This is a genomic window from Isoalcanivorax indicus (assembly GCF_003259185.1).
GTDB lineage: Bacteria > Pseudomonadota > Gammaproteobacteria > Pseudomonadales > Alcanivoracaceae > Isoalcanivorax > Isoalcanivorax indicus.
The window spans coordinates 1,091,399-1,108,352 of record NZ_QGMP01000001.1; the positions used below are offsets into that span (position 1 = coordinate 1,091,399).

Annotated in this window: 18 protein-coding genes; 7 read left to right on the forward strand and 11 right to left on the reverse strand. The window is 62.8% G+C overall.

Translation table 11 applies throughout. From position 1 onward, the window contains the following. Positions 1-31: 31 nt before the first annotated feature. Entirely contained in the window at positions 32-589 is a 558-nt protein-coding gene (locus tag DKW65_RS05075) for a TetR/AcrR family transcriptional regulator (RefSeq protein ID WP_111656238.1), read from the reverse strand. A gap of 119 nt (positions 590-708) precedes the next feature. Between DKW65_RS05075 and DKW65_RS05080 the strand changes: the two genes are divergently transcribed. Continuing rightward, on the forward strand, positions 709-1,626 hold the full coding sequence (locus DKW65_RS05080) for an alpha/beta hydrolase (RefSeq protein WP_111656239.1): 918 nt from the start codon (positions 709-711) through the stop codon (positions 1,624-1,626). Positions 1,627-1,665: 39 nt separating this feature from the next. Here DKW65_RS05080 and DKW65_RS05085 read toward each other — a convergent pair whose 3' ends face one another. After that, positions 1,666-2,649 (reverse strand): lipase secretion chaperone, encoded by a 984-nt coding sequence (locus DKW65_RS05085; protein WP_111656240.1) that lies wholly within the window; start codon positions 2,647-2,649, stop codon positions 1,666-1,668. 95 nt (positions 2,650-2,744) lie between these two features. Next, the gene (locus DKW65_RS05090) at positions 2,745-3,704 is read right to left on the reverse strand and encodes a helix-turn-helix transcriptional regulator (protein WP_111656241.1); all 960 of its coding nucleotides are present in this window, start codon (positions 3,702-3,704) and stop codon (positions 2,745-2,747) included. 128 nt (positions 3,705-3,832) lie between these two features. Here DKW65_RS05090 and DKW65_RS05095 point away from each other — a divergent pair, with 128 nt between their 5' ends. Continuing rightward, positions 3,833-4,459 (forward strand): glutathione S-transferase family protein, encoded by a 627-nt coding sequence (locus tag DKW65_RS05095; RefSeq protein WP_111656242.1) that lies wholly within the window; start codon positions 3,833-3,835, stop codon positions 4,457-4,459. A 51-nt stretch (positions 4,460-4,510) separates the two neighbouring features. Here the strand turns inward: DKW65_RS05095 and DKW65_RS05100 are convergent, their stop codons facing one another. Further along, positions 4,511-5,845 carry a sphingomyelin phosphodiesterase gene (locus DKW65_RS05100; protein ID WP_111656243.1) on the reverse strand — a complete coding sequence of 445 codons (1,335 nt, stop codon included), beginning with the start codon at positions 5,843-5,845 and terminating at the stop codon, positions 4,511-4,513. A gap of 296 nt (positions 5,846-6,141) precedes the next feature. Between DKW65_RS05100 and DKW65_RS05105 the strand changes: the two genes are divergently transcribed. Then, positions 6,142-7,386 carry an oxygenase MpaB family protein gene (locus DKW65_RS05105; RefSeq protein ID WP_111656244.1) on the forward strand — a complete coding sequence of 415 codons (1,245 nt, stop codon included), beginning with the start codon at positions 6,142-6,144 and terminating at the stop codon, positions 7,384-7,386. A 7-nt stretch (positions 7,387-7,393) separates the two neighbouring features. Here DKW65_RS05105 and DKW65_RS05110 read toward each other — a convergent pair whose 3' ends face one another. The 4 genes from DKW65_RS05110 to DKW65_RS05125 all read right to left on the reverse strand — a co-directional run bounded on the left by DKW65_RS05110 (position 7,394) and on the right by DKW65_RS05125 (position 11,507). Next, positions 7,394-8,287, reverse strand: a complete 894-nt coding sequence (locus tag DKW65_RS05110; protein WP_111656245.1) for a bestrophin family protein — start codon at positions 8,285-8,287, stop codon at positions 7,394-7,396. Further along, positions 8,284-9,903 carry a glutamate synthase-related protein gene (locus tag DKW65_RS05115; RefSeq protein WP_111656246.1) on the reverse strand — a complete coding sequence of 540 codons (1,620 nt, stop codon included), beginning with the start codon at positions 9,901-9,903 and terminating at the stop codon, positions 8,284-8,286. Before DKW65_RS05115 ends, DKW65_RS05110 begins: the two co-directional genes overlap by 4 nt. An 83-nt stretch (positions 9,904-9,986) precedes the next feature. Next, positions 9,987-10,607, reverse strand: a complete 621-nt coding sequence (gene ycaC / locus DKW65_RS05120; protein ID WP_111656247.1) for an isochorismate family cysteine hydrolase YcaC — start codon at positions 10,605-10,607, stop codon at positions 9,987-9,989. 39 nt (positions 10,608-10,646) lie between these two features. After that, complete coding sequence (locus tag DKW65_RS05125) at positions 10,647-11,507, reverse strand: pirin family protein (protein WP_111657527.1); 861 nt, start codon at positions 11,505-11,507, stop codon at positions 10,647-10,649. Positions 11,508-11,633: 126 nt separating this feature from the next. On the opposite strand from DKW65_RS05125, the gene DKW65_RS05130 reads away from it, so the two are divergent. Continuing rightward, positions 11,634-12,548 (forward strand): LysR family transcriptional regulator, encoded by a 915-nt coding sequence (locus tag DKW65_RS05130; RefSeq protein WP_111656248.1) that lies wholly within the window; start codon positions 11,634-11,636, stop codon positions 12,546-12,548. 17 nt (positions 12,549-12,565) lie between these two features. Here DKW65_RS05130 and DKW65_RS05135 read toward each other — a convergent pair whose 3' ends face one another. The 3 genes from DKW65_RS05135 to DKW65_RS05145 are packed head-to-tail and all read right to left on the reverse strand — an operon-like array spanning position 12,566 to position 14,495. Continuing rightward, complete coding sequence (locus tag DKW65_RS05135) at positions 12,566-13,378, reverse strand: SDR family NAD(P)-dependent oxidoreductase (RefSeq protein ID WP_111656249.1); 813 nt, start codon at positions 13,376-13,378, stop codon at positions 12,566-12,568. Positions 13,379-13,426: 48 nt separating this feature from the next. Beyond that, a complete protein-coding gene (locus tag DKW65_RS16135; RefSeq protein ID WP_425451915.1) occupies positions 13,427-13,591 on the reverse strand; it encodes a helix-turn-helix domain-containing protein in 165 nt (54 codons plus the stop codon). Further along, the gene (locus tag DKW65_RS05145; RefSeq protein WP_162925714.1) at positions 13,539-14,495 is read right to left on the reverse strand and encodes an AraC family transcriptional regulator; all 957 of its coding nucleotides are present in this window, start codon (positions 14,493-14,495) and stop codon (positions 13,539-13,541) included. Before DKW65_RS05145 ends, DKW65_RS16135 begins: the two co-directional genes overlap by 53 nt. Before the next feature lie 190 nt (positions 14,496-14,685). Here DKW65_RS05145 and DKW65_RS05150 point away from each other — a divergent pair, with 190 nt between their 5' ends. From DKW65_RS05150 to DKW65_RS05160, 3 genes are all read left to right on the forward strand, one after another. Next, positions 14,686-15,210, forward strand: coding sequence for a CinA family protein (locus DKW65_RS05150; protein WP_245932397.1), 525 nt, complete (start codon positions 14,686-14,688; stop codon positions 15,208-15,210). 145 nt (positions 15,211-15,355) lie between these two features. Then, entirely contained in the window at positions 15,356-16,399 is a 1,044-nt protein-coding gene (recA, locus tag DKW65_RS05155) for a recombinase RecA (protein WP_111656251.1), read from the forward strand. 32 nt (positions 16,400-16,431) lie between these two features. Continuing rightward, positions 16,432-16,917, forward strand: coding sequence for a regulatory protein RecX (locus DKW65_RS05160; RefSeq protein WP_111656252.1), 486 nt, complete (start codon positions 16,432-16,434; stop codon positions 16,915-16,917). The last annotated feature ends 37 nt before the right edge of the window (positions 16,918-16,954 follow it).

Below are 16,954 nucleotides of genomic sequence, written 5' to 3' on the forward strand. Positions count from 1 at the left end.
AGCAGTGGAAGCGCCGGTCAGCCACGCGGATTCAGACAGGCCGGTTTGCAGAGCCGGTACTGGCCGCAAACCATTCCAGAATATCGTTACGCTGATCCGCGCTGTGCGGGTGCGCCAGCAGCCCCTCCACCAGAAAGGTGGCCACCGTCGCCAGGGTCGCGCAGCGTGATGCCTCGACGCCTGCTGTTTTCAGCGTCCAGATGACGGTGCTTTCAACGAATTGATGGAACTGGTCATGCCAGGCGCGAATGACCGGTGACTGATCCAGGCGGCCATGGACCGTGGCCACCATCTCGCGGCTCTGTTCGAGTTCGTCCAGTATCCAGGCCATCTGCGCTGTCAACGGCAAGCCGCCCATCGCAGGCAGGCGTTGCAGGGTCTGCGACAGCAAACGGTTGAGCACCCCGACCAGCAGCTCATCCTTGCTGGCGTAGTACCAGTAGAGCGTATTGGGGGCGACATCCAGTGCGCGGGCGATTTGCTGCATGGAGGTGGCGTCGAAACCCTGTTCCATGAACAGGCGCGCCGCGGTCTCTTCCAGCGCAGCTTTCTTTACCTTTGCCTCCACATCCCGCTTGTTCTTGGCCATAGCGCCAGCTCCAGGAGTAATTCGGGTCATCTTGTATGGCATTCAAGAATGCTAATCTCGCGCCTTGAATAGCATACAAGACAACTCATGCAAGACAACCCCGTCTGGAGAAATGATCCATGGAATCATTGCGATACAGCCCTGCGGATATGACCTGCCACAGCGAACGCACTGGCTTTTATTATCAGGGGACCTGGTGCGCCGTAACGCTGTACCGGCCCGCCGATGCAGGCGACGCCGTGTTGCCTGCGATCCTCATGGTGCATGGCTGGGGCGGCACCCAGGATACGCTGACGCTGCCGTTCTATGAGGAATTTACCCGGGCAGGGTTTGCGGTGATGACCTTCGACTATATCGGTTGGGGCGACAGCGCCGGGCTGCCTCGGCATACCATCTCGGCCCGTGGACGCGTCAGGGAGGCTGATGCCGCGCTGGCGTTTCTGAAATCCCGGCCGGGCGTCAACAAGAACCAGATCGTGGTGTGGGGCTCCTCATTCGGTGGCGGCCACGCAGTGGAGCTGGCGGCCGAGCACCCGGAGCTGCTCGGTGCCATTGCCCAGGTGCCGATGCTGGACGGGCTGGCAGCGGTGCGGGCGGTGCCGCTGGCACGGCTGCTGCGCTTCGGCCTCTACTGTCTGGTCGATCTGATCAAGCCGGGCCAGCCTGTTTATATTCCGGTGGTTAGCGCGCCGGGCGCTTTTTCCAGTATGGATCGCGATGATGCCGGCAAGGCGCTGGCCCTGGGTGAGCAGAGCGCCGGGCGCGTCTACGACAACCGTGTGGCCGCCCGCTCCTTGATGACAATGGGGCCGTATCGTCCCTTCAAGCGCCTCAAGGATATCCGCATTCCCACGCTGCTGCTGGGGGCCACCGGCGATACCGTGGCGCCCTTTGTCGCGGATAAAATCCGCCGTGTGGACAATCCGCATCTGACGCTGGATACCGTGGACGCCAATCATTTCGAGCCCTACTTCGAACCGGTGTTCAGCCGTGTCATCAGCAAGCAGTTGGCGTTTCTGAAAAGCCTCGCGCTCTGAGGCTGCGAGGCGTGCGGGGCAGGTTCAGGATAAAAAAGTTTACGGGAAGTACTGCACCCGCAGTTGGCTCAATGCCTGCTCGTACTGCTGCTGCCATGCCTGATCCGACAACGTCTCCCGCACGGCAGCCATATCCTGCTGCAAGGCCGCCACGGCCTGCTGATAGTCCAGCACACGCTGGTCGTTCAGTTGCTGCTGGCGGTCGCGCTGTTCCAGTTGTGCCACCACATCCGCGGGATAATAGTGTTGCCGCAGATCGCGGGTGATCTGCGCGCGCGTCGATGCATCGTCGATGCCCGCCAACAGCAAGGCCAGTTCGCGCTGGTAGCGGCCATCAATCCCTTCCACCTGCTGCAGCGCGTCGGCGTAGTCACCGAAGCTGCTGTCACGCAACGCGTTCAGCGCAGCAATGCGATCGGCCGCCGATAACGCGTCGGCGGCCTCCATCAGATCGCCATAGCGAAACTGGTACTCCGCCCAAGCGGCTTCCTGGCCGAACAGGGCTTCCGTGACATCCCGGCCAAGTGTCTGTTCGCGCAGGGCATGAATCGCATCGTAGCGCTCGCGCGGCGGCGTGCTCATCGACATCACCACGTCTTGCATGGCGAGCTCATACAACGGCAGGCGTGTCAGCGCCTGCTCGGCCAGCGCGGCGAATTCGGCGTCCGGATAGCCGGCCAGGGCCAGGCGGATCAGCGCATCGCAATCTTCATCCGGCAGACAATGCTGGCGCAGCTGCTGCAAGGTCATGGCGAGATTGCCCGGCTGGGCTTGCGCTGCCGCCAGCAGGTACTGCATCGCTTCAACACGGGCTGTGCGGCGCGCCAGAATACCCATGGCCGCTTCATCGGGCAGGGCCTCGTCGGCCAGCTCGAGGGGCGAGTTGGCTCTCGCGGTATCGCTGGTCAAGGTACTGGACGAGAGCGTTTTCGGATTGACATTGCCGACAGGGGAAGCCATGAAAATCAGCGCTGCCACGGCAACCGTGAGCAGTAATGCAGTGCGAATACCCGGGCGGTACATGATGTGGCTCCCCTGATTTTATTCTTGCCCCGCCACAGCGGGTTAACCCGATTATGGGTGTGCGGCCATGGCTTTGGAAGAGACTGTCTCAGTGGCTATATTGCCGACGCCAACCGCTGGATGTGCTCTTTCAGTGCCGCCTTCAGTTCGTCGGGTGATTCAATGGTGAAACCAAACGGCAACTGCGCCAGCCACCAGGCAAACCAGTAGTAGCTGTCTGTGCTGGTGCTCAGCAGTACACCGTTGTCCCGCTGCTGGAACAGACCCTCGTTGTCGATGGTGCTGTGCGTCATGCTGCTCAGACAGGCCGTCACGGTATCCATATCGGTATGCAGCAAGGCGCTGACACGGTAGCAGCGTTCCGAGTTCTGCATGCTCTCTTGCAAGTGGCGGGCCGCATCGAAATCTGCCGGGCGCACAAACGTTTCATCGGTCAAGACGATCCCTGATAACCGGTCGAGCCGGAAAGAACGCAGGCTCTGGCGCAGATGGCAGAACCCGCCTGCGTACCAGTAGCCTGTCCGGAAGACCAGGCCGTAGGGGTCGAAGCGGCGCGGCATGGTTTCACCCTGGGGCGAGTGGTACATCATGCTGACCCCTCGGCACGCCTGAATGGCCTGGCTCACTGCCAGCATCTGTTCGTGGCCGACTGGGCTGTGTGAGCGAATCAGCTGGATAGTGTTACCCATCGCTTGTGCCTGAGCCTTGAGGTGGGTCGGCATCACGCGCTCCAGCTTTGCCTGCACACTGGCCAGCGCGACCTCGTCCTCGAGAAGGTTGTGTTCGCGCACCGCCAGCAGTGCCAGCGTGATCACGCGGACCTCCGGTTCGGAAAACATCAAGGGCGGCAGTTTGAAACCAGGCACCAGTTTATAGCCGCCATAGCGCCCTTGCTCGGTGGTGACGGGGATGCCCAGTTCTTCCAGTACGGAGATGTAGCGCCTGACGGTACGCCGGTCGACCCCCAGGTGCTCAGCGATCTGTGCACCGGACAACTGGCCGCGGGCCTGCAGCAACTCCAGCAGTGCCAGCACGCGGGTGGTCGGTCCGGACATGGGCGGGCTTCCTGTGCAATAAAAATCCAATCATCGTTCATTAATAGGGCGGATTATAGCCTATTAGGGTAATAGCATCTGTCCGTAGCCCGGAACAGAGCAACTGAACCCAACTCAAGGAGCACCTCATGACAACGATGACCTTTTACACCAACCCGCAGTCCCGAGGCCGGATCGTGCGCTGGATGCTGGAAGAGGTGGGCCAGCCTTATGACGTGCACGTCATGACGTTCGGTGGCGATATCAAATCGCCGGAATATCTGGCCCTCAACCCCATGGGCAAAGTGCCGGCGCTGGTCCACAACGGCACGGTGATTACCGAGGTGGCAGCCATTTGCACGTATCTGGCTGAGCAATTCCCGCAAGCAGGCCTGGCGCCGGCGATGGATAGCCCGGCGCGCGGCGGTTACTACCGCTGGTTGTTCTTTGTGGCGGGGCCTTTCGAGATGGCCAACACTGCCAGGGCTTTTGGCTGGGAAATCACCGACGACGGCGCGGTCTCAGCCGGGTGCGGGCATGTTGAAGATCCGTTGAATACCGTCAGGCAGACGTTGGCCAAACAGCCATATCTGTGCGGGGACCAGTTCACCACTGCGGACCTGTTGATGGCGAGCTATATCGGTTGGGAGACCATGACGGGATTGCTGCAGCCCGATCCGCTATTCGCGGAGTATGTCGAGCGCTGCCACAACAGAGAGGCGGCCCGACGGGCCGACGATCTGGACAATGCCTTGATAGAAAAGAGTGCCGGATGACCACGGCTGCCACGCAGGCAGCCGTGGTCGAGTGTGCGTCGGCAGTGCCCCTCAGGGCGCGAACTCGAACTCACCCATGACCGGGAAGTGATCCGACAGATCCCGGGTGTGGAACAACGGCGCGGTGGCGGCGCGCTTGATGCGCACATCGTTGCGCGATTGCACTGGCTGGCGGTGGTCGTTGGCATAGACCACGTAATCCAGATATTCCACCGTGTCGCCGCCGGACCCGGCCGCCCCTGCCAGCACGTTGATGCGCGGGTCGAAGGTGGATGCGGTATAGCCGGTGCTCACCGGATCGGTGGCGTCCAGGTTGGTCAGCATGTCGGCGTAATCCTGCGGCCAGATCAGCTTGTTGACGTTGAAGTCACCGCCCATCAGCACCGCGTCGAACGCCGGAATATTCTGGCTGTCCACCAGCGCGCGAATCTGCTGGAACTGCACCTGACGCAGGGCGCGTGCCGCTGCGGTATCAAACGATGCCGTGTGCGTGGAGGTCAGGTGGTACGCCTTGCCGTCCTTGATCACCTCGGCATAGATCACGCCTTTATCGGCGAAGCAGTCGGTGCCGGTGCAGTCGGGGAAAATAAAATCAGCCGTACTGACGATGGGGTAACGGCTGATGATCAGCACGCCGCTGTCGAACACGTTGATGCCACTGTAAGGAATTTTCGGCACATGCGTCTGGTACGGGTATTCCGACGCCAGCGCCAGCAGCATGCTGTCGCGGGTGGACGAGAAGGCCTCCTGGAACAGGATGACGTCATAGCCGCTCAGGTGATTCGGCAGTTCGGCCAGACGCTCGCTGATCTTGCTGGCCACCAGGGGCAGAGCGTAGATGTTGTAGCTGAGCACTTTCAATGCGTCAGCGCCGGACAATGGTTCCACTGGCGTGTCGTTGGTGATGATGTAGTAGAAATCGTCATAGCCGCCGGTGAACTCGGCCTTGAAGGCCGTGCTCGACGGCCGCGTGGCGTAATCGTGCTGATAGGTATGCACATTGCGATCGCTGAACCACGGCGAGGCAAAACCCGGCCCGCTGGCACCATGCTGGATATTGCTGCCGGTCCAGGTGCCCACCATGGTCTGGCGCAGCACCACCGAAGAGGTGCCGGAACTGATGGTGGTGTCGAAATTGAAGGTGCGGTTACGCGTCACACCCCAGAAGCGGTTGTAGCGCAGCACGCGCTTGGTTTCGTAGGGACCGATGCTGGTCGCTTCCTGCTCCCACTGGCTGCCTTGCGTCAGCGTGGCAGTGCCGTGGTGGTTGACGGAGACCGTGACGGTGTCCGGCGTGCTGTTGGTGACAAAGATATAAGTGTCTGCCACCGCCTGGCTGCCAAGCAGCGCCAGGCACAGCGCCAGCAGAATGCGTAGGTTGCGCATAATAGAGAGTCCCCCTGAATGTTGTTTTTTTAAGCTGCCGTTTGTTTACATGAACGACCGTGCCAGATAAAGCGCTATCGGATGACCGGCGGGCCAGTGGACTGTTGTTCACTCGGTGACGGTTGATCGGGGTGAAGAGTAAACGGGGATCGGATAGTTGTGGATTTTCCCGATCGGGTGTGGGCGTGGCCAGAACGAAAGTGCTAGGTTTGCCGCATAATCTCAAGATCCGGTCGGCGACACTGTTCCTGTCAGGCCTTTCCTGTCAGGCCTTTCTGTCAGATCAGGGAGGAATCATGCAAGCACCACCCACCCGAGCCATGCCCTGGAAGGCCGTGCAGCGACCGCGTCTGTTGACGCTGGCGGGCAGGTTATTGATGGGCCGCGCCCTGACTCCGTCCCCGGACGAGTGGCAAGCCGTGCTGGCTGCGCTGCAACGCGGCGATCCCGCCATGGATGCCGTGGTCGAGTGGTTGTGCCGCGGCGCCACGGCAGAGAAACGACGCCAGTTCGAGCAGGCCCTCACACAGGGTATCGAGACACTGACCGACCCGCCTGTGGTGTTGCGGGATTTTTTTGCTTGCGTGGAGCAGCCGCCTGCCTGGCTGGATCGAGCCCTGCTGGCGCAGGGCGCCCAGGCGGCGCATATAGGTGGACAGGTGGGTTTTTACGTGTTGCGAGACATGGCGCTGATGGGTGGCTATGTCTACTTCAACAGCATGAATCAGGTGCTGGCGCCCGCGGGGGAGCTCAGTCGGCATACCTCCCGTCGCCTGGGGGAAACCGGAACCTGGCTTTATGATGTCACCGAACCGGACGGGATGTCGCGCTTCGGCCAGGGCTTTATCACCACCCTGCGTGTACGTCTGGTACACGCGCTGATACGTCGCCATCTCAGCGCCCGCGATGACTGGGATCAGCAGCGCTGGGGCGTGCCGATCAATCAGGTGGACATGCAATCGACTTATCTGGCGTTCGGGCCTGTCGCGCTCAGCGGCGGTCGCCTGTTCGGGGTGTTGCCCAGCCGCCAGGCGTCGGCCGCGTCCATGCACCTGTGGCGCTATATTGGCTGGCTCATGGGGGTGGATGAAGCGCGTCTTGCCGTCACCGAGCGCGACGGCCTGCGCAAGCTGTACCACACCTTCCTGACGCATCGGTGTCCCGATGACAAGATTCATCTGCTCGGCAGTGCCTTGCGGGATGAGCCGTTAGAGCGCCTTCCACCGCCCGCCAGCCGCTGGCCGCGTTTGCTGGCCTGGTGGCGCTACCAGGTGCATCTGAGCAATGCGTCGTTGATTCTGGGCCTGCGCGAGCGGCGCCTGCTGGGCCTGCCCTGGTGGATACTGCCCTGGTTCCCGGCGATCACGGCGCCGTGGCGTTTCCTGCGCGTGCTGATCTGCCGTGTGCGCGGCGCCAAAGCCATCGAGGCGTTGGCTCAGCGGGATCGCTTGCGGCAGCGGCAGCAGTTGCAGGAATACTTCGGCGACCGGCAGGCGACCATCATTCAGCCGTCGCCGGAGCATCCTGCGCATATCAAATGAAGGGGCGTCAGTAGAGATAACCCAGGCCGCGCGGTTTGACCGGTGGCGGCAATTCGGTTTCGCCGAGCAGTTCACGCAGGTCGATTTCCACCGTGCGCGAGAGATAGTCCATGGGCACATCGTTGACCTGGTTTTCAAACGGTGTCTCGATATAGCGGCCCACGTATTCCAGCATGATGTAGGCGCAGCCGATGATCAGCGAAAATGGCAGGCTCCAGTAGCCCAGATGCCCCGCCAGACTGATCGGCAGCAGGAACAGGAACACCACCAGCGTGTAGCGCATGAACCAGGTGTACTGCATCGGGAAAGGTGTTTTTTTCAGTCGCTCGCAACTGCCGAGCGCTTCATTGAAGCGGGTCAGCCGTTCGGTCAACTGCACCAGCCGGTAACTGTCCAGCTGGCCGTCGGCGGCCAGTTGTCGCAGGGTCTGGTTTTGCAGGTCGAGAATCGCCAGCGGCGGGTTCTGCCGGGTTTCGATCTGTGTCGCTTCCTCCTTACCCAGCAGGCCCGCTTCCTCGGCGCCAGCGGGCAGCCGACGCAGGAAGCGGTTCAGGCGCCAGGCGAAGGCCGCCTGGCGGTGCAGCAGTTGCCGCTGGGTGGTCACATCGGCCTGGCTCAGGCTCTGCACCAACAGACCGAAGTTGCGCGTTTCATATTTCAATGCTGACCATACCTTGTGCGCTTCCCACCAGCGGCCATAGGCGGTGTTGTTGCGAAAGCCGATCAGAAACGCCAGCGCCGTACCCAGAAAGCCGGTGGCAAACGACAGTGCCTTGAGCAGCTCCTGCGGCACCAGCCGGATAGCGCTGCACGCCAGCACGGTAAACACCAGCAGGATCAGCAGTTGCGGCCAAGTAAAGCCGACCAGCTTGCGCAGCGAGATACGGTTGGTGACGATCATGCGGCGCCCACTCCACCAAAGGCCACCCCGGCGAGGTCAGCCATGTCCCGCTTCCAGGTGGTCAGGTCCTCGGCATTGAAGTCGGCCACATGGCGATGACCGCAGGCGCGGGCCATCACCTGCATCAGCTCCGTCGAGGCGTGCAGGAAATTGGCCAGCCGACGGGCGGAGCGTTCCACTTCCAGACGCTGACGCAGGTCGGTTTTCTGGGTGGCGATGCCCACCGGGCAGTTGTTGCTGTTGCAGGCGCGCATGCCCAGGCAGCCGATGGCTTGCAGGGCCGAGTTGGACAGCGCCACCACATCAGCGCCCAGTGCCAGCGCCTTGATGAAGTCTGCGGGCAGGCGCAGGCCGCCGGTGATAATCAGTGTGACGTCCGGGCGCTGGCAGCGATCCAGATGGCGCCGGGCACGGGCCAGGGCAGGAATGGTGGGCACGGAAATATTGTCGCGGAACAGTGTCGGCGCCGCACCGGTGCCGCCGCCACGGCCGTCGAGAATAATGTAGTCGGCCGTGGCCTCCAGGGCCGCGTCGATATCGCGCTCGATATGCTGGGCCGAGAGCTTGAAGCCGATGGGAATGCCGCCGGTGGCCTCGCGCACCTGGTCGGCGAAGTCGCGGTAATCCGCCGGTGTCGTCCAGTCCGGAAAACGCGCCGGTGACACGGCGGCTTCGCCGGGTTGCAGGCCGCGCACCTCAGCGATGCGATCCACCACCTTGTTGCCGGGCAGGTGCCCGCCGGTGCCGGTCTTGGCCGCCTGGCCGCCCTTGAAGTGAAACGCCTGGCAACGCTGCACCTTGTCCATGCTGAAGCCGAAGCGGGCCGAGGCCAGTTCATAAAAGTAACGGCTGTTGGCGGCCTGTTCGCCGTCCAGCATGCCGCCTTCGCCGGAACAGATGCCGGTGCCGGCCAACTCGGCGCCCATGGACAGGGCCAGCTTGGCTTCCTCTGACAGCGCACCAAAGCTCATGTCGGACACCATCAGCGGTGTCGCCAGGCGCAGGGGCTTGCGACTGTTCGGCCCGATCACCACGTCGGTGCCCACCGGTTCGTCGTCCAGCAACGGAGGCCGTTGCAACTGGGCGGTGAGCAGTTGCAGGTCGTCCCAGCGGGGCAGGGTGTGGGCGGGTACGCCCATGGCCGCCATGGGGCCATGGTGGCCCACTTTTTCCAGGCCGTGCTCGGCCAGGCTCTGAATCATCTTGACGTGGGGTTCGTCTTCGGTGCCCTTGAAGTCGGCGTAGTCGCCCAGGTAGGCATTGCGATCATATTTTTGCGGGTTCTTTTGCTCCCAGGCTGCAATTTCCTCTTCATCTACCCAGACCGCGCCGCCCTCGATCCAGGCCTGGAAGCGTTGCAGATCAACGCCTGGATAATGCACATTGCGGCCGCTGCGATAGCGGTAAGTGGAGCCGTGCAAGGTGCATTGCACGGTGTCGCCGCTCACCGCGCCATCCGCCATCAGGGCGCCGCGATGGCGGCAGCGGCCAAACAGCACGGAGACCTCTTCGGCGTCCGGCCAGCGAATCACGATCAGGTCGACATTGGCGACACGGGCACGAAACGGGACTTCCGGTTGCAGTTGCGCCCAGTCGGCGACTTTGACGTTGTTCATGAGAGCGATCCTTCCCGGGGTTGGGCTCAAGCCAATGCAGCCGGCCGCATACGCGGCCGGTGCAGTGAAGTGCTTAAAGCTTATCAGCCTTTGGCGGCGGTGTAGCTCTGGATCAGGTTGGCATAAGCGGGCAGGTGACCGGCCAGCAGGCCGCCGAAGCCCTCGATGTCGTTGCGCCAGTCGCGGTGCAACTCGCAACCCACCGCAAACCAGGTCATCAGCTGGGCACCGGCCTGTTCCATGCGGCTCCAGGCGGCTTCACGGGTGGTCGGGTTGAAGGTGCCGGAAGCGTCGGTGACCACAAACACCTCAAAGCCTTCTTCCAGTGCCGACAACACCGGGAACGACACGCACACTTCGGTGACCACACCTGCGACCAGCAGCTGCTTCTTGCCGGTGGCTTTTACGGCCTTGACGAAATCTTCGTTGTCCCAGGCATTGATCTGGCCGGGGCGGGCGAAGTAGGGCGCCTGCGGAAACATTTCCTTCAGTTCCGGCACCATCGGGCCGTTGGGGCCATCTTCAAAGCTGGTGGTGAGAATGGTGGGGATGTCAAAGAAGCTGGCGATGTCACCCAGGGCCAGCACGTTGTTCTTGAAGTCGTCCGGGCTGAAGTCACGCACCAGCGACAGCAGGCCAGCCTGGTGGTCTACCATCAGCAGGGCAACATCGTCCTTGTTCAGGCGGTTGTATTTGAAAGACATCATGCTTCTCCTTGGTCGTTGATAAAAAGGGTGGGTGTTTCAGTCGATACGACCGAAGGCGCCTTGCTGGTAATCACGGATGGCCTGGTTGATTTCCTCAACGCTGTTCATGACGAAGGGGCCGTGGCCCACCACCGGCTCGTCCAGCGGTTCGCCGGTCATCACCAGCAGCTTCGCGTCGTTGTTGGCTTGCAGTTGCACGGCATCGCCGTCGCGGCTGAGTTCGATCAGCGACACCTCGCGTGCCAGGTCGCCGTTTACCTGCACGGTGCCTTTCAAGAGGGCGATGAGGCTGGTGTGACCGGCGGGCATTGTCAGATTCAGCTCGGTACCGGCTTTCAGCGACAGATCCCACAGATTCACCGGCGTAAAGGTGCGCGCCGGACCGCGCTGGTTGCCGTATTCGCCGGCAATAATGCGCAGCTCGGCGGCACCCTCGGCGAGCGAAACACGCGGGATATCGGCATCCAGCAGGCCCTGGTACCCGGGCGCCGTCAGCTTGTCTCTGGCGGGCAGGTTGACCCACAGCTGTACCATTTCCAGATCACCGCCCGAACGGGTGAAGGCCGGGGAGTGAAACTCCTCGTGGATAATGCCGTGGCCCGCCGTCATCCACTGCACATCGCCCGGGCCGATAAGGCCGCCTTCGCCCGTGGAGTCGCGGTGCGCCACTTCGCCGGCATAGACCACCGTCACCGTTTCAAAGCCCCGGTGCGGGTGCTGGCCGACACCGCGCGGGCGCTCGGCAGCCGGAAACTGGGCCGGGCCCGCGTAATCCAGCAGCAGGAACGGGCTTCTGCTCTCGGCGCGCCCCTGATAATCAAACAGCGAACGCACCGGGAAGCCGTTGCCAACCCAGTGGCGGCCGGGAGCGGAGTAGATACCTTGCACGCGTTTCATGGCGTCCTCCTGGTGATCAGGTGTGTTGATGGTCATCCTATTGATGTTGGTAAAGTCCGTGTAGTATTCGATTTCGGGTATCAGCGTTTCATTCATAGAACAGTGAGTGCGAAATGGTGGAAGGCCATGCAGGACCTTAACGACCTCTATTACTACGTACAGGTGGTGGACCACGGCGGCTTTGCGCCCGCCTCAAGGGCGATCTGCGTGCCCAAGTCGAAGTTGAGCCGCCGTATTGCTGCGCTGGAAGAGCGCCTTGGCGTGCGCCTGATCAGACGCTCCACGCGGCACTTTTCCATGACCGATGTTGGGCAAACCTACTACGCCCACTGCCGGGCGATGCTGGTGGAGGCCGAGGCCGCCCAGGAGTCCATCGAAGCGGTGCGGGCCGAGCCGCGCGGCGTCATCCGGGTTACCTGTCCGACCACGCTGTTGCATGTGCACGTCAGCACCCTGCTGGCGGAATTCATGCACCAGTACCCGCAGGTGACCGTGCATCTGGACGCCACCAACCGGCGCGTGGATGTGCTGGCCGAAGGCGTGGACGTGGCCCTGCGGGCGCGCCCTGAACTCGAGGACAGCGAGCTGGTGACCCGCGTGTTGTCCGACCGGGGGCGTTGCCTGGTGGCCAGTCCGGCCCTGGTGTCGCAGCAGATGTCGCAACATGGCCCCCTGACCTCGCCGCAGGATCTGGAGCACTGGCCGACCCTCGGCTGGGGGCCGCCGCAGCCGGAGCATGTCTGGGTGCTTGAGGGCCCGCACGGCGAGCGGGTCGAGGTGCCGCACCGGCCCCGCCTGGTCACCACCGATATGATGGCCCTGCGTCATGCTGCGGAGGCTGGGCTGGGCCTGATTCACCTGCCCGCGCTGATGGTGCAGGAGCCGTTGCAGCGCGGCAGTCTGGTACGGGTCATGCCCGGCTGGGTGCCGCAGCGCGATATCATCCATGCGGTCTATCCCTCGCGACGCGGCCTGCTGCCTTCGGTGCGTGCCTTTATCGATCATCTGGTTGCGTTCTATGCCTCATTTGATGAGGACTGACGTCGTCTGGTCCCGGCTCAGCGAAGATCCCGGCCTTGCACCAGGCGATGCATGAACCAGGACGTCAGCCGGTCCGGCAGCAGGCTGGCCAGGGGCACGGCCCGGTTGAAGCCGGGCAGGGTGACGCGGCGCTTTTTCTCAATCGCCGCCAGGGCGCTGTCCGCGACCTGCTCCGCCGACATGGCAAAATGGTCGATAAGCTGGCTGATGGAGCCCTCGCTCTGCTGCTCGCTGGCCAGTCCCATGGCGTCGTAAATCCGGGTGCGGGTAATGCCGGGGCAGAGCACGCCCACATGGATGTCATGCGGCGCCAGTTCCTGCGCCAGCGCGTGGGAAAACGCCAGCACATAGTGTTTGCTGGCACTGTAGGCGGCCAGTCTGGGCACCGGCACAAAGGCGCCGATGGAGGCCACATTGAGAATCTGACCTGGCTGGCCCCATTCGATCATGCGTTGTGCCACCGCACCCGCAAGCTCGGTCAGCACCTGCACATTCAATGTCAGGGCGCGCTGCACCTTTATCGGGTCCAGCTCGACATGGTCACCCAGCAAGCCGGTACCGGCGTTATTGATCAGCAGATCAATGGTGATGCCCGCCTGATCCAGTTCAGCCATCAGCCGTGGCACAGCCTGATCCGCCGTCAGGTCTGTCTGTATCAGCAGCAACTCGCCCGGTCCGTCGCGCAATTCCGCCGCCAGGGCATCCAGTTCCTCCTGATGCAGCGTGGCCACCGCAACGCGTGCGCCGCGCTGGTACAGACGGGTTACGATCGCGCGGCCAATACCACTGCCACCTCCGGTGACCAGCGCATGGGTCATCTGCCATTCCATTACGGTGCTCCTGTCTGGTGCGGTGTGGGTGTCTGGTGCGGTGTCGGATCAGGTCAGCCGGTGCCGGCTTCGATAACGGCTCGGGGTGTCGCCGGTTTGCCGTCGGAACCAGCGAATGAATGACTGGCTCTCGCTGTAACCCAGGCGGCGCCCTGCGTCTTCAACGCGCAGGCCCGGTTCCATGAGCAGTTCGATGGCCACTTCCAGTTGCACGCGGTTGAGCAACGTCCGGTAATTCTCGCCCCGCGCTGCAAGGTGCCGATGCAGATGTCGGCATGCTGATGCCCAGCGTGTCAGCCAGGGCCTCACGGCTGGCACGCCCCTCCAGCACCAGGGTATGCAGCGACAGGCGGGCACGCTCCACCAGATTGCTCGTAGGCTCGTTGTCCGCCAGATGCAGGGCGTGGCGCTCAAGCGCTTGCAGCAGTGCCACATCGGCGCTGGAAAAGCGGTACTGCAACGCCTCTCTTGGCAACACCAGTGCCGATTGCGGCTGATCAAAACGTATCGGGCACTGGAACAACTGCCGGTACATGTCCAGGTCTGCACCGGTGGCGGGCGGCCCGTGGTGGAAGTGCACGGCAAGCAGACATTGCCGTTGTTCGGGCGGCAGCAACTGCCGGGTGGAGGCCAGCGCCGCAAGCATGTATTCGGTAGCATGGCGACGGAACGCAGGGTGCTCGGTGACAACCTCCCAGCACAGCAAGACCCGGCCGGGCTGGTGCAGCAGGCTGGTTTTGCCGATCGAACTGATCAGGTGCTCGTAGCGCATGCACATCTCGATGAATTCACCGAAGGTGCCGCAGGCCTGGCGGATATACCCGACCACACCGAATGCCTCCGGCGTGGCGGCTTCGGCGATGCGCAAGCCGAGTTGCTGCTCACCGCTGGTATGAAGGAGATGGTCCAGCAACGCTTCCAGCTGCCGGACGGCCACGGTATGACGTGGATCATCCCAGTTCGCGGTACCCAGGCCTGCTGCCTTCAGGGCGGCGCCTGTGTCGATGCCGAGTTCGGTCGCGCGGTCGGTGAGGTGACGCACCAGACGGGCCATCAGAATGCGCTGGTCTGCGGCCGCCGTCGTGTCGCCGCGGCTGCGCGGGCTGTAAGGTGTCATGGCGCTGCAGGTTCCCGGTTGAAGCGACGCTCTGCTCAAAAGATAGCCACTCGGGGAGGGCAATGCACTACGCCGAAGCGGCCAGTGAATAAACATTTCGTGCCAGAAAAGGCTGACATCAGGACGAGCTGATTTCCTGCATACGCGTCTGGCGGCACGGGTTATGCTTCTTCCGGTCTGGAGTATCGAGATGCGAGGCACCATGTACAACAACCCGGCGCACGACGAGCTGACCTGCGACGACCTGGCCCGGCGAACCGGGCTTGCACTGAAAGCAGCAGGCTGGACAATGGCCACGGCGGAGTCCTGCACCGGTGGCGGCATTGCCGCAGCGGTCACCGATATCGCCGGGAGCTCCGGCTGGCTGGATTCCGGCTTCGTGACCTATTCCAACGAGGCCAAGATGCGGCTGCTCGGCGTGCCCGAGACGGTGCTGGCGACCCACGGCGCGGTCAGCGAAGCGACGGTGCGGGCCATGGCCGAGGGCGTGCTGGCCCGTAGCCCGGTGAATATCGCCGTGGCGGTCAGCGGCATCGCCGGGCCGGATGGCGGCAGTGCCGACAAGCCGGTGGGCACGGTCTGGTTCGCCTGGGCGCGGCGCGGGCAGGGCACCGAGGTCGCGTGCCAGGTATTTGACGGCGACCGTGCCGCGGTTCGCGCGGCCACCGTGATTACAGCGCTGGAAGGCATCATCGCCCGCGTCCCTGCCGCCTGAATACCCGTGTTGGGCGGGTGTTTGGCCAAGGGGTTGCAGGGTTGGCAGGACACAGGCAGAATACTGTTCATTAAGTCAGTGCTGGCGTTACGGTCAGTCTTTCGCAGCACGGCTCATCCCACACAGATCAGACGAGGATTCGGCAATGGATGACAACAAGACGAAGGCCCTGGGGGCCGCCCTGGCCCAGATCGAGCGTCAGTTCGGCAAGGGTTCCGTCATGCGCATGGGCGATCAGAAGCGCGAGCGCATGCCGTCCATTTCCACGGGCTCCCTGGGGCTGGATGTGGCACTGGGCATTGGCGGCCTGCCGAAAGGCCGGATTGTCGAGATCTACGGCCCTGAGTCCTCCGGTAAAACCACACTGACGCTGTCCACCATTGCCCAGGCCCAGAAGCAGGGGGCCACCTGTGCCTTTATTGATGCCGAGCACGCCCTGGACCCGGATTACGCCGAGAAGCTGGGCGTCAACGTGGCCGATCTGATCGTGTCCCAGCCGGATACCGGTGAGCAGGCCCTGGAAATCACCGACATGCTGGTGCGCTCCGGCGCCGTGGACATGGTGGTGGTGGATTCCGTAGCGGCCCTGGTGCCGAAAGCAGAAATCGAAGGCGAGATGGGCGACCATCACGTCGGCGTGCAGGCTCGTCTGATGAGCCAGGCGCTGCGCAAGATCACTGGCTCGGTGAAGAACGCCAACTGTCTGGTGATCTTTATCAACCAGATCCGCATGAAGATCGGCGTCATGTTCGGCAACCCCGAAACCACCACCGGCGGTAACGCCCTCAAGTTCTACTCCTCTGTGCGCCTGGACATCCGTCGCATCGGCGCGGTCAAGCAAGGCGACGAAGTGGTGGGCAACGAGACCCGGGTCAAAGTGGTCAAGAACAAGGTCTCGCCGCCGTTCAAGCAAGCCGAATTCCAGATCCTCTACGGCAGCGGCATCAACAATCTGGGTGAAATCCTGGATATGGGCGTGCAGCTCGGTCTGGTGGACAAGTCCGGCGCCTGGTACGCCTACAAGGGCGACAAGATCGGTCAGGGCAAGCAGAACGCCTGTGATTTCCTGCGCGACAATCAGGAGATCACCAAAGAGATCGAAGCGCAGATTCGGACCCAGTTGCTGCCACCCCTCGCCTCCAAAGGTGAGGCGGCTGTGGAGGTCGAAGCTGCTGAGTCGGAAGACTGAGCTCCAGCAAGACGCCAGCCAGCAGGGCAACCATGAAACAGCAGGATGCCAACCCCGCAGAGCCGCCCACCGAGGCGGCTCTGCGCAGTAGCGCGCTGAACATGCTGGCCCGACGCGAGTTTGCCCGGGCCGAACTGGCCCGCCGGCTGTATCGGAAGTTCGGTGATGACGCCCCGGTGGAGCCGGTGCTGGCGTGGCTGGAGGAGATGAACTTCCTCAATGAAGCCCGCTATGCAGGCATGCTGGTGCGCAGTCATATCGAACGGGGGCATGGCCTGCTGCGTATTCGCCAGACGCTGCAGCAGAACGGCATTGCCCCGGCGCTGGCGGAACAGGCCCTGGCCGAGGCCGATTGCGACTGGTTTGCCCTGGCCGCCGAGACGCGGCAGCGACGGTTTGGCCAGGGGGCGCCCGCCGATATCAAGGACAAGGCCCGCCAACTGCGCTTCCTGCAATACCGTGGCTTTACCGGCGAGCAGTGCTTTGCTGCCCTCGATGAGGCCCACGACCCGGATTGATCCGAGACAATCGAATCGGAGCCCGGTCCCCGTTATA